At 63.0% G+C, this 16,892-nt stretch carries 19 protein-coding genes; 5 read left to right on the top strand and 14 right to left on the bottom strand.

The window, feature by feature from the left end:
* Positions 1-61: 61 nt before the first annotated feature.
* From XF30_RS34150 to XF30_RS38725, 4 genes are all read left to right on the top strand, one after another.
* Positions 62-1,414, top strand: coding sequence for an MmgE/PrpD family protein (locus XF30_RS34150; RefSeq protein ID WP_244609073.1), 1,353 nt, complete (start codon positions 62-64; stop codon positions 1,412-1,414).
* A 28-nt stretch (positions 1,415-1,442) separates the two neighbouring features.
* On the top strand, positions 1,443-1,832 hold the full coding sequence (locus XF30_RS34145) for a carboxymuconolactone decarboxylase family protein (RefSeq protein WP_036011521.1): 390 nt from the start codon (positions 1,443-1,445) through the stop codon (positions 1,830-1,832).
* Between the two features lie 8 nt (positions 1,833-1,840).
* Positions 1,841-2,650: an N-acyl homoserine lactonase family protein gene (locus tag XF30_RS34140; RefSeq protein WP_109145135.1), complete on the top strand. Its 810-nt coding sequence runs from the start codon at positions 1,841-1,843 to the stop codon at positions 2,648-2,650.
* Positions 2,651-2,762: 112 nt separating this feature from the next.
* On the top strand, positions 2,763-3,044 hold the full coding sequence (locus tag XF30_RS38725) for a hypothetical protein (protein WP_192893331.1): 282 nt from the start codon (positions 2,763-2,765) through the stop codon (positions 3,042-3,044).
* A gap of 61 nt (positions 3,045-3,105) precedes the next feature.
* Here the strand turns inward: XF30_RS38725 and XF30_RS34130 are convergent, their stop codons facing one another.
* The 12 genes from XF30_RS34130 to XF30_RS34075 all read right to left on the bottom strand — a co-directional run bounded on the left by XF30_RS34130 (position 3,106) and on the right by XF30_RS34075 (position 15,006).
* On the bottom strand, positions 3,106-4,446 hold the full coding sequence (locus XF30_RS34130) for a metal-dependent hydrolase family protein (RefSeq protein ID WP_109145134.1): 1,341 nt from the start codon (positions 4,444-4,446) through the stop codon (positions 3,106-3,108).
* Between the two features lie 533 nt (positions 4,447-4,979).
* The gene (locus XF30_RS34125) at positions 4,980-8,099 is read right to left on the bottom strand and encodes an efflux RND transporter permease subunit (RefSeq protein ID WP_109145133.1); all 3,120 of its coding nucleotides are present in this window, start codon (positions 8,097-8,099) and stop codon (positions 4,980-4,982) included.
* Positions 8,096-9,337 (bottom strand): efflux RND transporter periplasmic adaptor subunit, encoded by a 1,242-nt coding sequence (locus XF30_RS34120; protein WP_109145132.1) that lies wholly within the window; start codon positions 9,335-9,337, stop codon positions 8,096-8,098. The genes XF30_RS34125 and XF30_RS34120 overlap by 4 nt, the downstream gene beginning before the upstream one ends.
* Before the next feature lie 65 nt (positions 9,338-9,402).
* Positions 9,403-9,642, bottom strand: a complete 240-nt coding sequence (locus XF30_RS34115; protein ID WP_063822473.1) for a hypothetical protein — start codon at positions 9,640-9,642, stop codon at positions 9,403-9,405.
* Between the two features lie 39 nt (positions 9,643-9,681).
* Entirely contained in the window at positions 9,682-9,960 is a 279-nt protein-coding gene (locus XF30_RS40230; protein WP_109145131.1) for a twin-arginine translocation signal domain-containing protein, read from the bottom strand.
* Positions 9,961-9,976: 16 nt separating this feature from the next.
* Positions 9,977-10,534: an HdeD family acid-resistance protein gene (locus XF30_RS34105; RefSeq protein ID WP_036026649.1), complete on the bottom strand. Its 558-nt coding sequence runs from the start codon at positions 10,532-10,534 to the stop codon at positions 9,977-9,979.
* 147 nt (positions 10,535-10,681) lie between these two features.
* Complete coding sequence (locus XF30_RS34100) at positions 10,682-11,167, bottom strand: DUF992 domain-containing protein (protein ID WP_109145130.1); 486 nt, start codon at positions 11,165-11,167, stop codon at positions 10,682-10,684.
* Positions 11,168-11,767: a hypothetical protein gene (locus XF30_RS34095; RefSeq protein WP_109145129.1), complete on the bottom strand. Its 600-nt coding sequence runs from the start codon at positions 11,765-11,767 to the stop codon at positions 11,168-11,170.
* Positions 11,764-12,903 (bottom strand): AI-2E family transporter, encoded by a 1,140-nt coding sequence (locus tag XF30_RS34090; RefSeq protein WP_192893330.1) that lies wholly within the window; start codon positions 12,901-12,903, stop codon positions 11,764-11,766. The genes XF30_RS34095 and XF30_RS34090 overlap by 4 nt, the downstream gene beginning before the upstream one ends.
* Positions 12,904-12,932: 29 nt before the next feature.
* Positions 12,933-13,178, bottom strand: coding sequence for a hypothetical protein (locus XF30_RS34085; protein WP_036011617.1), 246 nt, complete (start codon positions 13,176-13,178; stop codon positions 12,933-12,935).
* A gap of 29 nt (positions 13,179-13,207) precedes the next feature.
* Entirely contained in the window at positions 13,208-14,647 is a 1,440-nt protein-coding gene (locus XF30_RS34080) for a basic amino acid/polyamine antiporter (protein WP_109145127.1), read from the bottom strand.
* Between the two features lie 128 nt (positions 14,648-14,775).
* Positions 14,776-15,006 (bottom strand): DUF6894 family protein, encoded by a 231-nt coding sequence (locus tag XF30_RS34075; protein ID WP_036026643.1) that lies wholly within the window; start codon positions 15,004-15,006, stop codon positions 14,776-14,778.
* 238 nt (positions 15,007-15,244) lie between these two features.
* Between XF30_RS34075 and XF30_RS34070 the strand changes: the two genes are divergently transcribed.
* On the top strand, positions 15,245-15,955 hold the full coding sequence (locus XF30_RS34070) for a Bax inhibitor-1/YccA family protein (RefSeq protein WP_109145126.1): 711 nt from the start codon (positions 15,245-15,247) through the stop codon (positions 15,953-15,955).
* Between the two features lie 18 nt (positions 15,956-15,973).
* Here XF30_RS34070 and XF30_RS34065 read toward each other — a convergent pair whose 3' ends face one another.
* Both XF30_RS34065 and XF30_RS40225 read right to left on the bottom strand, forming a co-directional pair.
* Entirely contained in the window at positions 15,974-16,477 is a 504-nt protein-coding gene (locus XF30_RS34065; protein WP_109145961.1) for a DUF1269 domain-containing protein, read from the bottom strand.
* A 204-nt stretch (positions 16,478-16,681) separates the two neighbouring features.
* Positions 16,682-16,882 carry a DUF3551 domain-containing protein gene (locus XF30_RS40225; protein ID WP_109145125.1) on the bottom strand — a complete coding sequence of 67 codons (201 nt, stop codon included), beginning with the start codon at positions 16,880-16,882 and terminating at the stop codon, positions 16,682-16,684.
* Positions 16,883-16,892: the final 10 nt, after the last annotated feature.

The following is a 16,892-nucleotide window of genomic DNA, read 5'->3' as shown; positions in this document are numbered from 1 at the left end:
TCGGCATAAGGTCCGAAAAACGAGGAAGACGCCCCGCGTGCCGCAAGACCCAATTCCCAGCGTGAGCAGGACGCTCGCCGATTTCGTCGCGGCGACGTCGTGGGCGGACGTGGAGGCGCAGAGCGGCGAGGCGCGGCGCTCGATTCTGAATTTCTTCGCCACGGCACTCGGCTCCGCACGCGATCCGGTGGTGATGGCGGCGATGCGAACCCTGTCGCCGTTCAGCGGCGCCGCGACCGCGACGGTCATCGGTCATTCGCAGCCGATGGACGCGATGTGCGCATCGTTTCTCAACGCCATCTCGGTCAATCTGCTCGATTTCGATGACACCCATCCCGAGACGATCATTCATCCGGCGGCACCGGTCGCAGCTCCAGTCCTCGCACTCGCGGAGACGCATAAACTGTCTGGACACGAATTGTTGACGGCGTTCATCCTCGGTGTGGACGTCGAATGCCGCATCGGCGCCGCCGTTTCGCCGCGCCATTATGCGCGCGGCTGGCACATCACCTCGACCTGCGGGATCTTTGGCGCCGCGGCGGCTTGCGCCAAACTATTGGGGCTGCCCGCGGAGGGCATTGCGAATGCCATCGGGCTCGCGGCGAGCCAGTCGGCCGGCAATGTCGAGAACCTGCCCAGTGCCGCGAAGAATGTCAGCGTCGGCAACGCGGCGCGCAACGGCTTGTTTGCGGCGCTGCTTGCAGAGCAGGGTTATGAGGCAGCCCCCCACGCCATTGAAGGCCCGCTCGGTTGGGCACGCACCATGGGTGACGAGCCGGATATTGCCCGCTTGCTTGATGGTCTCGGCAAGACCTTTGAGATCGCCAGGAACACCTACAAGCCCTACCCCGCCGGCATCGTTTTTCATGCGGTCATTGATGCCTGCCTTCAGTTGCGGGAGCGGATCGGTCGGCGATTCGACCAGATTGACACCGTGACCGTTCAAGGCTCGACGCTGCTGCTTGCGCGCGGCGACCGCCCCGTCAACAACGAGCGCGATGCGCGCGTCAGCATCCATCATTGCGTGGCGTGCGGATTGCTGCTCGGCAGAGCCGGCGTCGCCGAGTTTGCACGCGAGACGGTCGTCCGGCCCGATATTGTGCAGCTGCGGCAGAAGGTGAGGGCGGAGTGGGATGACGGGATGCCGGATGGTGCGGCACGCGCGACCGTGCGCCTGTCGTCCGGCGAGGTTTTCACCGAGACCGTCATCTCGCCGCGCGGCAGCCGGGCAGCGCCGCTTGAAGATCGCGATCTCGAGGCCAAGCTGCGCGAAAGCGTGCGAACGGGCCAGAGCAATTGGGACGCGGACGGTGTCATCGACGCCGTCTGGCGTCTCGATGCGGTGGCTGACGTCGCCGAACTGCTGCGATCGTTGCGGCCGCCCTCGGCGATGCGCCGAACAACTTCCATCTAGACTCTCGCAAGACCTGAAAGGGACGATCATGACCAAGACCGAACTGTTCGAAAAGGGCCTCAAAGTCCGCAAGGAGGTGCTCGGCGAGGACTACGTCAACAAATCGATCGCCGGTGCCGACGAGTTCACGCGCACGATGGCGGAATGGTCCACCGAATTCTGCTGGGGCGCGCTGTGGACGCGACCCGGCGTCGACCGTCGCACGCGCTCGATCGTCAATTTGGCGATGCTCGGCGCACTGAACCGGCCGCACGAGCTGAAGCTGCACGTGAAGGGCGCGTTGAAGAACGGGCTGACCAAGGAGGAGATCAAGGAGATCCTGCTCCAGGTCGCGGTCTATTGCGGCGTGCCCGCCGGCATCGACGCCTTCCGCAATGCGCGCGAGGCCTTCAACGAGGTCGACGCGGCCGGCTCCTGAGCAAATCCATGGCTGACCCGATCTACGAACTCTTCGCCATCCGCTACGCAACGCGGGATGCGCAGCGGAGCGACCACTTCATCGGCGGCGATCCGCATGACGGGCCGATGCCGATGGACTATTTCATGTGGCTGGCGCGGGGAGGTGGGCGCACCTTCGTCATCGATACCGGATTCAACGCCGAAATTGCGAAGCAGCGCAGGCGGACATTCTTGCGCTGCCCGGTGGAGACTCTTGTGGCGTTCGATATCGAGCCGGCCGAGATAAAGGACGTGATCCTCACACATCTGCACTACGACCATGCCGGCAATTTCGACCGCTTTCCGAACGCACGATTTCATCTCCAGGAGCGCGAGCTTGCCTACGCCACCGGCCGCTACATGCAATATCCGAGGTTGTCGCATTCTTTCGAGGTCGAGGACGTTTGCGGCATCGTGCGGCTGAACTATGCGCGCCGAGTCCTGTTCTACGATGGCGATGCTGAGATCGCTCCCGGGCTGACGGTCCATGCGGCGGGGGGACATTCCGCCGGGCTTCAATTCGTCCGGGCCAACACGCGCCGCGGTCCGGTCGTGCTCGCTTCCGACGTCAGTCATTTCTACGAAAACCTGACCAGCGAGCGTCCCTTTACGACGGCGTTTCATGTCGGCGACATGCTGGTGGGGTTCGACAAGCTGCGCGCCGCAGCGCCGGATGCGGACCACATCGTTCCAGGTCACGATCCGCTGGTCATGATGCATTATCCAGCGCCGACCCCGGATCTGGACGGGATCGCGGTCCGCTTGGATGTGGCGCCGTCCGGGCCTGCTCACTCCTAGGGCGGCGAGAGGACCACGCACGGCATCCTTGTCGAGCTTCCGCATCTTCAACTCTGGCACGATCTGCGGCCGATCGGAGACGGCTGACTATCCTGCCAGAAAGCCGCCATCGATGGCGACGACGGTGCCGGTCGCGTATTGCGAGGCCGGCATGCAGAGGAACGCAACCGCGCAGCATCTAGATCATGATGCGGTCAGGTTGGAGGCGCCAAGCGGATTGGAACGAAAGGTCTTCGTCAAGCATCGCTACATCGGCTCGATGCCGATCTTCTTGATGATCCCGGCCCACTTCGTGGACTCGGAGCTCATGAAGTCGGTCAGGCCCATGGAGTCCATCACATCTTGGCTTACCCAAGCGAAAGGTCTGCGCTGGTTGTCGAAATATCCGGTTTGACGTCCGTCAGGCAGGGTGAGGGGCAATCACTATCGGTCACAGGGGCAGCCGTGAGAATAGGTCACTTGGGATTGGTGTCTTTGTAGATGATCCCGTCCTTCATGATGACGACAAGCTTATTTGCGGGGTCCTCGATGAGGCGAATGTCTTCCAGCGGATTGCCATCGACGAGCAGGAGATCGGCCAATGCGCCTTCCTCGACTACTCCGATCCTGCCGGGATAAGGATTCCGCGCTCCGGAAAGCGCGAGCAGCTCTCCATTGGTTGAGGTCGCCATCGTCAGCGCTTCCGCCGGCGTGAACCACCGCGTGAGGTCTACGATGCCCTGACCCTGATGCTCGGCCAGTGGCTTCGAGAAGAGGATATCTGTCCCAAAGGCGGTCTTGATCCCAAACTTCTTGACGAACCCGTACACGGTGTCCGTTCCCGCAACAACCTGGCGCATCTGCGCCTGTTGGGCGGGCGGGAGCATGGCTGCGCCGCCGAGGTCTACGAACGGCTGAGTGCTCAGCCAGATTTGCTTTTCGGCGATGAGGCGTGCAGTCGGTTCATCCATGAGATGACCATGCTCGATCACTTTGACGCCCGCGGCGATGGAACGTCGAATTGCGCTCGGTGTATATGCGTGTGTTGCAACATACGTCCCCCAATCGGTGGCGGTTTCGACGGCCGCGCGCAAGTCCGCTTCGCTGAATGTGGTCACATCAAGTGGGCTGAAAGGCGAGGCGACGCCTCCCCCTGCCGTCAGCTTGACCTGGGACGCGCCCTGCATGAGCTGTTCGCGCACGCGCTTGCGGACCTCGTCGGGATCATCCGCGATGATGCTTCCGCCGAGCTGTTCGACGCGGCTTGTTCCGCCCTGACTTTGCGGCAGCTCCCAAAGCTCGCGGAAGTCTCCATGGCCGCCGGTGACCGTGATGACGGCTCCCGATGGATAGATGCGAGGACCCGGGACGAGACCTTCATCGATCGCGCGTTTGAGTGAGAAGGTGGGGCCGCCCATGTCCCTGACTGTCGTGAATCCGCGCATCAGTGTCGCTGTCGCTTCCGCGCTCGCCAGCAGCGTCGTATATCCGAGGTCGCTCGACAGCATCTGCGCGGGTGTCGGACGGACCATCATCGCGTGCCAATGCATGTCGCTGAGCCCGGGCATCAGCACGCGTCCACCGCCTTGTATGACGCGGGCGTCCACGCGACGATCGGTTGGAATGGGCGCGGTCACGATCCGCTCGATGATGTTTCCGCGGATGACGACATTCGATGGGACGGAAAGCGTCTGGCTCTTCCCGTCAAAGATGCGCACGTTCTCGAAGACGGTGACTGCAATCCGCTCTTGCGGCTCTGCCGGCGTGAGAAAGGTGCACGTCGCAACAATGATCGTGGCACACTCGGCTATCCGCATTTGCAGTGTTCCTTCCTAGCATGTTGTGTTCTCTCGCCAGCGGCGCGGAGCCCGGCAGAAGTTGTCGCGCCGCACACGAGTTCGTTCCGATTCGCTCGACCGACAACCATCGGGCCGTGACCATTTGGCGAGAGCTCAGAACATTCGTGGCAAGGTCGGGTCCCTATGCTGCTACATTCGACTTGCGCCAGCTTCCGCTTGATGTGAGCTCCGTTGCACCAAAGGACCCGCATGGAAGTACGTCCCGCGGATTGAGCGGGGTCCCCGAGCCTTCCAGTCCGCCAGCTTAGAGACGCCATCTGTCCCGTACATTAGGGATTCTCTGTACACCGGCGGAGCAGGAATCGGGGTGCCAACTGTGGAAATAGCGCTCTATGAAAGCTCTACCCGGGTAAACTTGGTTCAATTTTCTGCGCAGCTTACTAATAATCTCTCGTAATCCGGCAGCGTACTCCTCAATCGTCGAAGTAGCTGATCTAAGCCAGACGACATTCTTTCGTTACGTTCTATGTTTTTGTTAGGATCGGGCATTCTTAGCCGCTTTTGATTGTGCCTTTCGCGCGCTCCCGTATGCGCTGGAAGGTGACGTAGAGCATCGGCACCAGGAAGATCCCGATCGAGCTTGCTGCGAGCATACCAGCGAAGACAGCGGTGCCCACTGCTCTGCGGCTCAGCGCGGCAGCTCCGGTCGCAATGACCAGCGGCAGAAGGCCGAGGATGAATGCAAGTGACGTCATCATGACCGCACGAAAACGCATATGGGCACCCTGAACCGCGGCCTCACAGATCGGGATACCCGCCTCCCGCTGTTCCCTCGCAAACTCGACGATCAGGATGCCGTTCTTGGCGGCAAGAGCGATCAGCACAACGAGGCCGATCTGGCCATAGAGGTCGAGATTGAGGCGCGCAGTCATGATGCCGAGATAAGATCCGAGCACACCGACGACCACCGACAGCAGCACCGGGATCGGGATCACCGTGCTCTCGTAAAGTGCGACCAGGAACAGATAGGCGAACATCACGGCCAGCGCGAGCACGATTCCGGTCTGACCTGCCGCTCCCTGCTCCTGAAAGGCGGTGCCGGTCCAGGCGAAGTCGTAGCCGGACGGCAGCACGGTGTCGGAGATCTGCGCCATCGCGGATAGCGCGGTGCCCGAAGAGGTCCCCGGCGCAGGGCTTCCGTTCACCGTCACGGAACGATGATTGTTGTAGCGAGTGATGGCCTGCGGCCCGGTTACGACCATGACGTCGGCCAGCGCCCGCATCGGCACCATCTCGCCTTTGTTGTTGCGCACGTAGATCCGCCAGATATCCGAGACGTGGGCGCGATCGGATGCGTCACCCTGAACGTTGACCTGCCAGGTGCGTCCGAACAGGTTGAAGTTGTTGACGTAGACGCCGCCGAGCGTCGCCTGCAGCGCAATGAAGATGTCATTGACCGCGACGCCCAGCGCTTGGGCCTTTCGCCGGTCGACGTCGAGATAGAGCGACGGATTGGTCGCGGTGAAGGTCGAGAACACCCGCGTGAGCCGCGAATCGGCGTTGGCGGCGCCGATCAGGGCGTTTGTCACGCTCGAAATCGCGGCTGGGCCCTGTCCTTCCAGAGCTTGAAGCTGGTACTCGAATCCGCCGCCGGTGGAGAGGCCGATGATCGGCGGCAGGTTGAACGGCAGCACATTGGCTTGTCGTACCTGGGCACCGGCTGCGAATGTCCTGGAGATTAGCGCCTGCGCCGAGTCTGCGGCCGCCGTCCGGTCGGAAAATGGCTTGAGCCGCGCCACCACCAGTGCGCTGTTCGATTGGGAGACGCCATCGAGCAGTGAAAAGCCGATCACCGCGAGCACGTGATCGACGGCCGGCATCTGTTTCAGGACGTCTTCGATCTGGCGCGTAACCTGGCTGGTGCGCGCGACCGACGCGCCGTCGGGCAGTTGTACGGAGGTGAAGAAGGCGCCCTGGTCCTCCTCCGGCAGGAAGCCGGTCGGGGTTAGCAGTGAGACACCGAAGATGCCGGCGGCGAATACCGCAACCAGCAGCAGCGAGAGGGCGGCCCGGCGCACGAGGTAGCGGACGCCGTTGCCGTAGCGCTCGCGCAACCAGTCGATGCCGCCGAGTACACGGCCGATGATGCCGCGGGGCCGTCTGCCGTGACGCATCAGCAGCGCGCACAGTGCAGGGGATAGCGTCAGGGCGTTCAGCGCCGAAATCAACATTGCGGCGCTGATCGTCACGGCGAACTGACGGAACAACGTGCCCGAAATGCCGGGAATGAACGCGATCGGCACGAAGACCGAGAGCAGCACCAGAGTGATCGCGATGATCGGCGCGGTGATCTGGGTCATGGCTTTCTTGGTGGCCTCGGCCAGAGCCAGGCTTGGTTCCGCCGCCATTACGCGCTCGACATTCTCCACGACGACGATGGCATCGTCGACGACGATGCCGATGGCGAGGACCATCGCGAGCAGCGATACCGTATTGGCCGAATAGCCGAACGCGAGCAGAACTGCGAACGTGCCGATCAGGCTCACCGGTACTGCGATGGCCGGGATCACCGTCGCACGGAGACTACCGAGGAAGATATAGACCACCAGCATCACGAGGACGAAGGCTTCGGCCAGTGTCCGCAAGACCTCCGCGATCGTGTCCCGAACGAAGCTCGTGGAATCGTATTGGACGAGATAGCTCAGTCCAGGCGGAAATCGCGTTGACAGCCGTTGCATCGTCTCGGCCACCGCTCGCGCCGTGGTCACCGCGTTCGCTCCCGGCGCAAGGTAGACTGCGATCGGAACGGCGGCGCGCCCGTCGATCCGCGCCTCGCTGTCGACGTTTTGCGCACCGATCTCGACGCGCGCGACATCTTTCACCAGCAGCGAGGATCCGTCGGGATTTGCGCGCAGCACGATGTTGGCGAATTGATCGGCACTGGCGAGTCGGCCGAGGGTCTGCACGTTGAATTGGAACTGTTGATCGTCGCTGATCGGCCGCGCGCCGATGCGGCCGACGGCAGCCTGGACGCTCTGCGCGCGGATCGCGGCAATCACGTCCGAGGGGGTCAAGCTGAGGCTGGTGAGCCGCTGCGAATCGAACCAGATTCGCATCGAATAGTTCATCTTTGCGAACAGGTTCGCTTGGCCGACGCCCGGCGTGCTCGCGATCGCGTCCAGCACGTTGATGATGGCGTAATTGGTGATGAAGAGGGGATCCTGCTGGCCGTCGGCGCTGTAGAGCACGAGGAATTGCAGGATCGACGAGGATCGCTTCTGCACCCTCACGCCTTGCTGCTGCACCTCCGTCGGCAACTGCGACAGCGCGCTCTGCACGCGATTATTGACGTTGACCGTGTTGATGTCGGCATTGGTGCCATGCGCGAAAGAAATGGTGAGCGTGTAGCTGCCGTCATTGCCGCTGGTTGATTTCATGTAGAGCGCGCGGTCGACGCCGATCACCTGCGCTTCGAGAGGCTGGGCGACGCTGCTTTCCACGACCTCGGCGGACGCGCCTGGGAAGGTCGCGGAGACGGTAACCTGCGGCGGCACGATATCCGGAAATTGCGCCACGGGAATTTGCGTGAGTGCCAACGCGCCGGCAATGGTGATGAGAAGTGCGATCACTATCGCAAGGCGCGGCCGATCGACGAAGACGCCCGATATCATGGAGTGCGGTCCGCGGCGTGGGGCCGGATCGGAGTGCCGCGGCCGCTCCGCGGTGGCGCCTCGCTCGCTACGCCGTCCATGCTCGACCGCAGGAGTGCGCTTGCTGTATCCGGAGCGACGGTCTGACCCGCGCGAACCCGCTGCAACCCTTCGGCGATCACCCTGTCGCCGGCAGCAAGCCCGCCGATGACGGCGGCAATTGTTGCGGTCGATTGTCCGAGCTGAACGCGCCGCTCCTCTGCCTTATTGTCCTTGCCGACGACGAGAACATAGTCGCCACGCTGGTCGGACAACACCGCCGCGCGTGGGATCGCAAGTACTTCGATCGGCTGGACGCCTTCGAGCAGAACGGTGACGAATTCGCCGTCGGTCAGCTCGTGCGCGGTCACGCCTGCGGCAGACGGGGCGCGCAAGATCGGGTTGGCAATCTCGCCGCGGACCGTGATCGTGTCGGTGTTCTGGGCGATGCTGTTGTCGACGAAGTTCAGTTTGCCGGACTGACCGTACATACGGCCATCGGGCAGCCGCAGTCTGATCGTCACCGCCTCGAGGCCGCCTTGTGGGAGGTACCGCTCGCGCAGCTCGAGCCCCTCTCGCAGCGGCACCGGGAACGTGACGTGCATCGGGTCCTGGCTGACGATCGTGGTCAGCACGCCGGAGGAGGGCCCGACGATGTTGCCTTCGGTTACCGCCGTGCGACCGATCTTGCCGTCGATCGGAGCATTGATGACGGTGTAGTCGAGATTGATCTGCGAGGCCTGGACCTGCGCCTGGGCAGCCTGGGCCTGGGCCTGTAAGCTGCGCTGGGTGGCGAGCGCGGCGTCATAGGTCGATTGCTGCCCGGCCGGCCCGCCGAGAAGGGTGTGCGCGCGCTCCGTCGTCAGCCTGGCGTTTTCCAGCATCGCCTCGAGTTGCGCCACCTGCGCCTGCTTGGCTGCGAGATCGGCCTCGAATGGGCCGCGCTCCAGCCGATAGAGCTGGTCGCCCTTTTTGATCTCGGCACCCTCGTTGAACAGCCGCTGCTCCAGAGCGGCGGTGACACGGGCCGTCACGTTGACCCGGTTGACCGCCTCAACTCGGCCGAGGAACTCGTTGCTTTCGGTGATCAGCCGGCGCGTTGCCTCCACAACGCCGACGGCAGGCGTGGAAGGCGTCGGCTGGGTCCGGACAGTCCCGCCGATCGAGACCGTAACCAATCCTGCCGCCAGTAATCTGGTCGCGACGTCAGCAAGGTTCATGGTCCGCTCCGTGTTCCAGAGCTCCGAACGCCGACGTCACTTCGTTCGGCGTCTGGCGGACTGCATTACTCGCGCTGCGTCCTGTTGCTGCGGGCTGGTTCGTCGTAACCTTTGCGATGGCTGTAGAACATCAGCGCGATCAGGCCGCAGCCTAAGATCAGGATGAGAATCACGGCTCCGGTCAGGATGACGTTTCCATAGAGGGGCATCGGCGTCGATCGCCAGACCGACACGCAAAACCAGCTCGCCCCGACCAGCAGACCGGCCAGCAAGGCGGCGATCGCCCATTGGTTCCTGTCGCGCATCGTTACCTCCATCAGCTTCGCAAGGCTTCGGAGACCCGCCTAGACCCAACGCCATCCGCAGCGGCGCCGGCCGCGATGCCACCAGCAGACCCAGCGCCGGTGCCGGCGACGGCGCGGTGGAGGGCCCCAGCCGGGTCGCGGAGGCGGTCCCCACTGCGTCTTGATCAGTTCTGATGACGTGGTGGCGCGTCGCGGATCTGGATCGATCGGCAGCGCTTCGGCAACGTCGATCAAGCGAACGCGGGTGGCGCCGAGCGCGGCAGCGGCAAGGGCGCTCGTTGCAAAGCCTAGGAAGGCTCGGCGGCTGGAACCAACCATGTGTCGTCCTCCTCTGTCACGCAGTCGATCGCAGCGATTGCAGGGCGTAGAGCAGCCATGCGAGGCCGTGTGAGATCAGGTCGACGCCGAGCAGGAAGCCGAGCGCCCAGACGCTAATATCCGGGAAGCCAAACAGGATGAGCACGCCGGCGGCCATGGCGAAGACGCCAGAGATCAGCATCATCCAGCCGTTCTGTCGCCAATAGGCGAAACTCAGCACGCATCGAACGACGCCGGATGCGAATAGCAGCGCGCCGAGGAAATAGGTCAGGATCAGTGCACCCGACACCGGCTGGGTGAGAAGGATCAGGCCGAATGCGAGGTAGAGCGCACCGAGAATGATCCGCCACAGGAAACTGCCCCAACCCTTTGTCCAGAACGCATGCGCGATCTCGAAGGCGCCGGCAGCGATTGCGGTGAGCCCAATGAACTTGACACTGATGATCGTGGCGAAGGCGAGATCGCCGAGGGCGAGGAGGCCGGCGGCGATCAGGACAATTCCGAGGAGAGCGCAAGCCCATAGCGGTGGGGCACCCAGCGTGTTGAGATCGTCGCGGCTGTCGTAGACGGTCATGCGAACCTCCTGGGTGCTCACGCTCCGATCGACACGCCTTCGATCCTAGACTTGAACCAGCAGGTCCAACATCGGACGAAACCCGGAGTTGAGGGGCGGGAATATTCTCATTCCAACTTGTTGCGACCTTTCCTGAGCGGACACGGCTCATCGCGGTCCGCGCGGGCCCAGTGTCAGATGGGTCACGCCGGCCGCGAGATTGAGCCCGATCGAGCGTTCGATCGAGATCGGCTGGAGCATGATGCTCCTGCGCGAGCCGCCAATCAGGACGTTGGCGCCGAGGCCGGGGCCTAGAGCGAAATTGCCACTCGCGCCCACATAGCTGCCGCGCAAAGTGCCGGCACCAATCCGCGAAGTCCTGGCGAACACGGCCCAGGACAGCGTGCCGGCGCTGGTCACGCCGAGATCAAGGCCGAGGCGTCTGATCCGTCCCTCGTAGACGTAGCGGCGGGCAGGGCGCACCCCATCGAACACGCAGCGCAGCGACTGCGTCGATCCGAGCACCAGTCCAACGCGTGGCTCCGAGAAGCATAGCAGCCTGCCTATTCTGAATCTCTCGGCTCCTGCGGGCGAGGGAATCGTCAACAGCACCGCCACTGCGCTGATGGCCGCGAGATATGGCGATTGTCGCATTCAAGCCTCCGCCTGGTGCTTTGTTTCGGTCGGGGCCCGCGGCGGGCTGCCGTCCCGGCGCAGCCAGAACGAAATGGCCAGCCCGATCAGCAGCACGGCGCCGAGCAGGAAGAAGAAGATGGATTGCTTCAGCCACGAGATTGCCGGGACGGCTGCGCCCATTGCAAGGCCGAGAAAAGCGATCTGCAATGACAACAGGCTGATGCCTGCGAGGAATGTGCCGAGCGCGAGCAGCGTCAGCAGGACGAGACCGGTTGCCGGCGTCGGGAGCAGTTGCTGAACGCCGGAGACCAGGATGATGTTCATCGTGATCAGGACGGCGATCCAGTGCAGCGCCTGGGTCCAGATCAGACGAATCTGGCCATCCCTGCCTCCGATCTCCGGCCATTTGGTGATGACGCAGACCACCCCGATCGCCAGCGCCAGGAATTCCCAATAGCCGATCAGCGGCTGGTGCGAGACGTTGGTATAGGCAACTCCTGCGATGGCGAGCAGCAGCGCGACGGCGTACGGAAGCTGCTGCCAGACAAGACGCCCCATCCCCGAGCGAGCCTGTTGAGGCACGTGGTCTTCACGCTGCTGTGCATCCGTTTCGCTCATGGCTGCTCACCCAGGATTGGGGGATCGGTCGTTGCCGGTTCGATCCTGTCTCCGAGATAATCCTCGACATACAACCTGATGATCGCCACCCGTCCGACCGCGACGAGCGGCATCGCGAGCGCAATGCCCATGACGCCGAACAAGGCGCCCAGCAGGACGATGGCGACCAGGGTCCAGGCTGGCGGGGTCTCGACCGCATGCCGCTGAATCAGCGGGCCGATGACGTAACCTTCGATCGACTGGATGATGGTGTAGACCGCGACCGCCCAGATCAGCGGCGAGGCTCCGAGCGGCATCGCAACGAGCGCGATCGGGATCGCGGCGACGATTGGCCCAAGATAGGGGATGAAGTTCGACAATCCTGCCTGCAATCCGAGAACGAATGGGCCAGGCAGGCCGATGAGATAAAGGGCAAGCCAGACGAAGAGCGTCATCAGGATGATGCGGATCAACTGGCCGACGAACCACAGCCGCATCACGGTGCCCATCTCGTCCATCACCTCGCGCGCGCGGGCCCGGTAAGATTGCCTGACCAGCACGACCACGCTGTCGCGGTAGCTGATGGGATCGAAGGCGAAGAGAATGCCGAGGAACAAGATCACGAGCACGGCGGTCAAAAGGCTCGAGGCGCCGCCGAGCAGGAATTGCGCATGGCTGAGGAACCGACCCTGGTCGGCGAACAGCCACTGCGCGAAGTCACGCCCCCATTCCGGGCCGAGCAGATCCACGCCATAAGACAACAAATGCTCTTGCAGGATGTCGACCTGGGCATCCATGACTTTCAGCAGCACACGCGTCTGCTCCGGCAGCTTACCGGTCCCCCAGGCCAGCCCGAAGCCTGCCAGCGCCGACAGCAGCAGGAGAACGAGCGTCAGACGCCAGACGCGGCTGAGAGGAAGAACCGGCGCCAGAGCCCGGGCTGCGGCATCGAGAAAGGCTGCGAAAAGCACGCCTGCGAACACGATCAAGAGACTCGACACCGTTTGCCAGACCAGGAAGAGGGCCACGGCCACGACGAGCACAGTGAGGCCGATCGCAAGCAGGCTCGGTCGTCCGGATTGGACCGAATCGTCGATCGGGCTCTCATTCCGAACGAGGCCGCGGACCCGCTCGGATCCGACCCTGGCGTCGCTCATCGATCGGTCCGCCGTCATGTGGTCACGCCTCACGAGCGGACGCGGCGGCTGCCAAAATGCGGATGCTTGCCGCCGCGATGACGCCAATAGCGATGCTTGAATGGATTCGTGTTGGTGTTGATGTTGGGCCTCGCATCGCCCGGGGCGGCCGCGCCGGTTTGCTTCGGCGCGGCCACGGTATCGTCCTTCGGCTGAGCCGGGGAAATGCTTGACGGCAGAGTGGCGGCTACGACTGCGGTGAGGAACAGGGTACGATAGTTGATCCACATCTTCATCCTCGCCTCCATGCGGTCAGCGACATCGGTCAGATCGCGATGGCTCCGACAGCCAGGCCGTAGATTCCGATCCCCGCGGCGATGGCCACCGCGCCGAACAGGACGGACTCGACCGGCCTGAAAAGCCGCTCCTTGCGTTCGCGCTTGGCGATCAGGAACAGCAGCGTTCCCGGCGCGTAGAGGATCGCGGATAGCAGGAGAAATTTCGCCCCGCCGGCGTAGATCATTCCCGCCGCGTAGAGCGTCGCGACAGCCGCGAAGATCCCCTCGCTGGTGCGGGCGCGCTCGCCGGAAGCATAAGCCTCACCAGTCCATGCGAGCTTCAGGCCGTAAGCCGCCACGAGGAAATACGGGACCAGTGTCATTGCGCTCGTCATCTTGAGGGCGAGCGTGAAGGCATATTCGGCGAACCAACTCACAAGAAGCAACGCCTGGATCACGCAGTTGGTGAGCCAGAGCGCGCCGACAGGGACCCTGTGAACGTTCTCGCGCGCCAGAAAGGCCGGCATCGTGCGCTGAATGGCCGCTGAGTGCAGGATCTCGGCCGCAAGGAGGGACCATGACAGGTAATTGCCGAGGATCGAGATCAGCAATGCGATACTGATGAACACACCGCCCCAGCGGCCGACCGTGGCCTCCATCACGCCTGCCATCGATGGTGTCGGCAGGTCCGCGAGCCCGCTCCGCGGCAGGATGCCGTAGGACAGGAGTGTCACGAGCACGAGAAGGCAGAGAACGGTGAGAAAGCCGGTGACCGTCGCGATACCGATGTCGTCGCGCCTTCGTGCGTAACGCGAATACACGCTCGCGCCCTCGATGCCGACGAAGACGAACACCGTGAGCAGCATCGTGCTGCGGACCTGGCTCAACACCTGCCCGGCGTCGGGCTCGGTCGTTCCCCAGAAATTGTCGGAGAAAAGCCCGCGGTTCAGGGCGACCGCAGCCACCACGATGAACAGCACGATGGGGATGATCTTCGCGAAAGTTGTGACCGTGTTGAGCGCGGCAGCCCCCTTGATGCCGCGCAGCACCAGAATATGGACGCTCCAAAGCAGCACGGAGGCCGAAGCGATGGCTACCGGCGTGGTGCCGTCGCCGAACACGGGGAAGAATTGGCCGAGCGTGGCCTTGATCAGGATGAGGCAGGCGACGTCGGCTAGACAACAGCCGATCCAGTAGCCGGCGGCGGACGCAAAGCCGATGTAGTCACCGAAACCGGCTTTGGCATAGGCGTAGATGCCCGCATCGAGCTCCGGCTTGCGCCGGGATAGCGATTGGAACACGAAGGCCAGAGTCAACATGCCGGTGCCAGCAATCATCCAGGCAATGATCGCTCCCAAAGCGCCGGTGGTGCGCCCGAACTGAGCCGGCAATGCGAAGATGCCGGAGCCGACCATCGACCCGATCACCAGGGCGATCAGCGCATTGCGCGAAAGCTTCTGATCGGCCTCGCTTGTCGAAGCAGCCATGATGGATGCCTTCCGATCCGAGGCGGCTGCATTCGCGGCCTCCCTCCCGGAACCTTAGAGCCACCTCCCGCGTGCGCACATCAGGGATTGTCTGTAGGAAGAGAGGCAGGAAATCGGTGGCCGCCGATTCAGATATCGCCACGGGAAGCGGCGGTGTCGTCCTCGCCCTTGTGCCAGGACGTCGGCAACGTATCCCGCGCGACCAGCACGACGCTGCCACGGAAGAACTCGCCGGACTTGGCGAGTTCGGCGGCCAGGCGCCTGGCATGTAGGACGGCCGCATCCTGCTCGCTAAGATCGCATCCGATCGTGTCGGGCGAGACGCCGTATCGATCGGTGATATGGAAGAAGAAGCGCATGTCTCCGGTTAGGTCATGGCGCCTCCGGTCTCCAGTGACAAAAGCGCAAGGTGCCTCAGTCAAAAGTCTTACGACCCCGAAGCAGGTTCCAGTCTTACGGATCGGCAATCAGCGCCATGCCGTCCCCATTCGGGCAAGAGTGGTTTTCACCTGATGTCTTCGGGTGATTGTCCGATGTTGTTCCGTCGAAGCAGAGCCTAGCGTGGTCGCGCTTTAGGGGGCTGCACAGGAGGATGCGATGTCGAATCTCGATCAGAACTTGGCGGCGACAGACGTCGTCGGCGGCCGGATCACCGTGGATGCCGGACTGCGCCAGTACATGTTGCGGATCTATGGCTACATGGCCGCGGGTGTCGCCCTGACCGCCGTCGCCGCCGGCCTGACCTATCAGGTCACCGGCCCCGCGCTGCTGCAGAGCCCGCTGATGTGGGTTTTCATCCTGGCGCCGCTTGGGTTGGTGTTCTTTCTCAGCTCGCGCATCGAGACATTGTCGGTGCCAACTGCGCGCCTGCTGTTCTTCCTCTATGCTGCCCTGGTCGGTATCTCGCTCTCGATCCTACTACACATCTACACCAGTTCATCGATAACCCGCGTCTTCGTCATCGCTGCTGCAATGTTCGGCGGGCTCAGCGTCTTAGGCTACACGACCCGGCGCGACCTTTCGGGATTGGGTACCTTCCTGTTCATGGGGCTGATTGGGATCATCTTCGCGAGCGTCGTCAACCTGTTCCTGTGGTCGACTGCGCTCGACTGGCTGATCTCGATCGTAGGAGTCGGCGTGTTTGCCGGCTTGACGGCCTATGATACGCAGCGGATCAAGGCGATGTACGACAGCGCGGATGACCAAACCGCTTCGGGGCGAAAGTCGGTCCTTGCCGCGCTGTCGCTCTATCTCAATTTCCTCAACCTGTTCCTGATGCTGCTGCGTCTTGCGGGCGGCCGCCGTTGAGAAGGGAAGGGCGGCGGCTCAGGCCGCCGGCCGCTCCACCGTGCTGGCGAGGGCATCGCGCAACGCCTTTTCCTTCGTCTCGTCGAGGGAGGTCTTGAGTACGACGCCCCCCGCGTCCTTGATCTCCTTAATCACCTTGTCGGCGGTCATGTGCTTGATCAGGACGAACAGGGCGGCGTTGCCGGGCTGAAGGCTGGCGGAGAGACCCTTCATAAAGGCATCGTCGATGCCGACGTCCGAAAGAGCGCCGCCGAGCGCACCCGACGCTGCGCCTACGGCAACTCCGAGGATCGGATTGAGAAAGAGGACACCGATTAAAAGGCCCCAGAAGCTTCCCGTCACCGCGCCCATGGCGGTCGTGTTGACGAGTTGGTTGAGCTTGATGCTGCCCTGGTCCGTCTTTACGGCGATCACGGCGTCACTGATCGTGATCAGATACTCCTTCTGCAGCCTGAGCAATTGCTGACGCACTTCCTCGGCCTTCGCCTCGGACGGATATACGATGGCGACCAGATCGGACATGAAGACCTCCCGTTGGAGCATGCAAGCGGACCCGAGGAAGCTACCGCGCGAGAGCTGCCTCAGGGGATCGGAGAAAACCCTCGGTCCCGGTGGGGAATGTTCCGAATGAGATTGGACGCTGTAGACTGCGTCCCGAAGGGGCGGCGCAAAGTGAAATTGCTGGCGCCGCCCGATCGATGCGACCTCGGCGATCAATTGCGGCATCTAGCGGCGCGGATTCGGGACGCAGGTGCCGGACCGCCCGCTCACCGACGCGCGGCATTGGGCAAGAGTGTCATACATACAGGTCAGCGTTCCCCTGAACTTTCTGCACCATGCCAGATCCTGCGCTTGTCCTGGCGTCCACGAGCCCATGGCACTGAGCGCAATGAAGACGGCAGCGGAGAGCAAAGCCAGCTTTGTCATCTTGGTTTCT

This window comes from Bradyrhizobium sp. SUTN9-2 (assembly GCF_003122645.1).
Taxonomy (GTDB): domain Bacteria; phylum Pseudomonadota; class Alphaproteobacteria; order Rhizobiales; family Xanthobacteraceae; genus Bradyrhizobium; species Bradyrhizobium yuanmingense.
Note: the sequence above shows the minus strand (reverse complement) of the source record. Positions and strands in the feature narration are given on the sequence as shown.

Bases quoted from the DNA above. Each gene is read 5' to 3' on its own strand.
- XF30_RS34145 (WP_036011521.1), top strand. From the start codon at position 1,443: ATGACCAAGACCGAACTGTTCGAAAAGGGCCTCAAAGTCCGCAAGGAG.
- XF30_RS34140 (WP_109145135.1), top strand. From the start codon at position 1,841: ATGGCTGACCCGATCTACGAACTCTTCGCCATCCGCTACGCAACGCGG.
- XF30_RS38725 (WP_192893331.1), top strand. From the start codon at position 2,763: ATGGCGACGACGGTGCCGGTCGCGTATTGCGAGGCCGGCATGCAGAGG.
- XF30_RS34130 (WP_109145134.1), bottom strand. From the start codon at position 4,446: ATGCGGATAGCCGAGTGTGCCACGATCATTGTTGCGACGTGCACCTTT.
- XF30_RS34125 (WP_109145133.1), bottom strand. From the start codon at position 8,099: ATGATATCGGGCGTCTTCGTCGATCGGCCGCGCCTTGCGATAGTGATC.
- XF30_RS34120 (WP_109145132.1), bottom strand. From the start codon at position 9,337: ATGAACCTTGCTGACGTCGCGACCAGATTACTGGCGGCAGGATTGGTT.
- XF30_RS34115 (WP_063822473.1), bottom strand. From the start codon at position 9,642: ATGCGCGACAGGAACCAATGGGCGATCGCCGCCTTGCTGGCCGGTCTG.
- XF30_RS40230 (WP_109145131.1), bottom strand. From the start codon at position 9,960: ATGGTTGGTTCCAGCCGCCGAGCCTTCCTAGGCTTTGCAACGAGCGCC.
- XF30_RS34105 (WP_036026649.1), bottom strand. From the start codon at position 10,534: ATGACCGTCTACGACAGCCGCGACGATCTCAACACGCTGGGTGCCCCA.
- XF30_RS34100 (WP_109145130.1), bottom strand. From the start codon at position 11,167: ATGCGACAATCGCCATATCTCGCGGCCATCAGCGCAGTGGCGGTGCTG.
- XF30_RS34095 (WP_109145129.1), bottom strand. From the start codon at position 11,767: ATGAGCGAAACGGATGCACAGCAGCGTGAAGACCACGTGCCTCAACAG.
- XF30_RS34090 (WP_192893330.1), bottom strand. From the start codon at position 12,903: ATGAGCGACGCCAGGGTCGGATCCGAGCGGGTCCGCGGCCTCGTTCGG.
- XF30_RS34085 (WP_036011617.1), bottom strand. From the start codon at position 13,178: ATGAAGATGTGGATCAACTATCGTACCCTGTTCCTCACCGCAGTCGTA.
- XF30_RS34080 (WP_109145127.1), bottom strand. From the start codon at position 14,647: ATGGCTGCTTCGACAAGCGAGGCCGATCAGAAGCTTTCGCGCAATGCG.
- XF30_RS34075 (WP_036026643.1), bottom strand. From the start codon at position 15,006: ATGCGCTTCTTCTTCCATATCACCGATCGATACGGCGTCTCGCCCGAC.
- XF30_RS34070 (WP_109145126.1), top strand. From the start codon at position 15,245: ATGTCGAATCTCGATCAGAACTTGGCGGCGACAGACGTCGTCGGCGGC.
- XF30_RS34065 (WP_109145961.1), bottom strand. From the start codon at position 16,477: ATGTCCGATCTGGTCGCCATCGTATATCCGTCCGAGGCGAAGGCCGAG.
- XF30_RS40225 (WP_109145125.1), bottom strand. From the start codon at position 16,882: ATGACAAAGCTGGCTTTGCTCTCCGCTGCCGTCTTCATTGCGCTCAGT.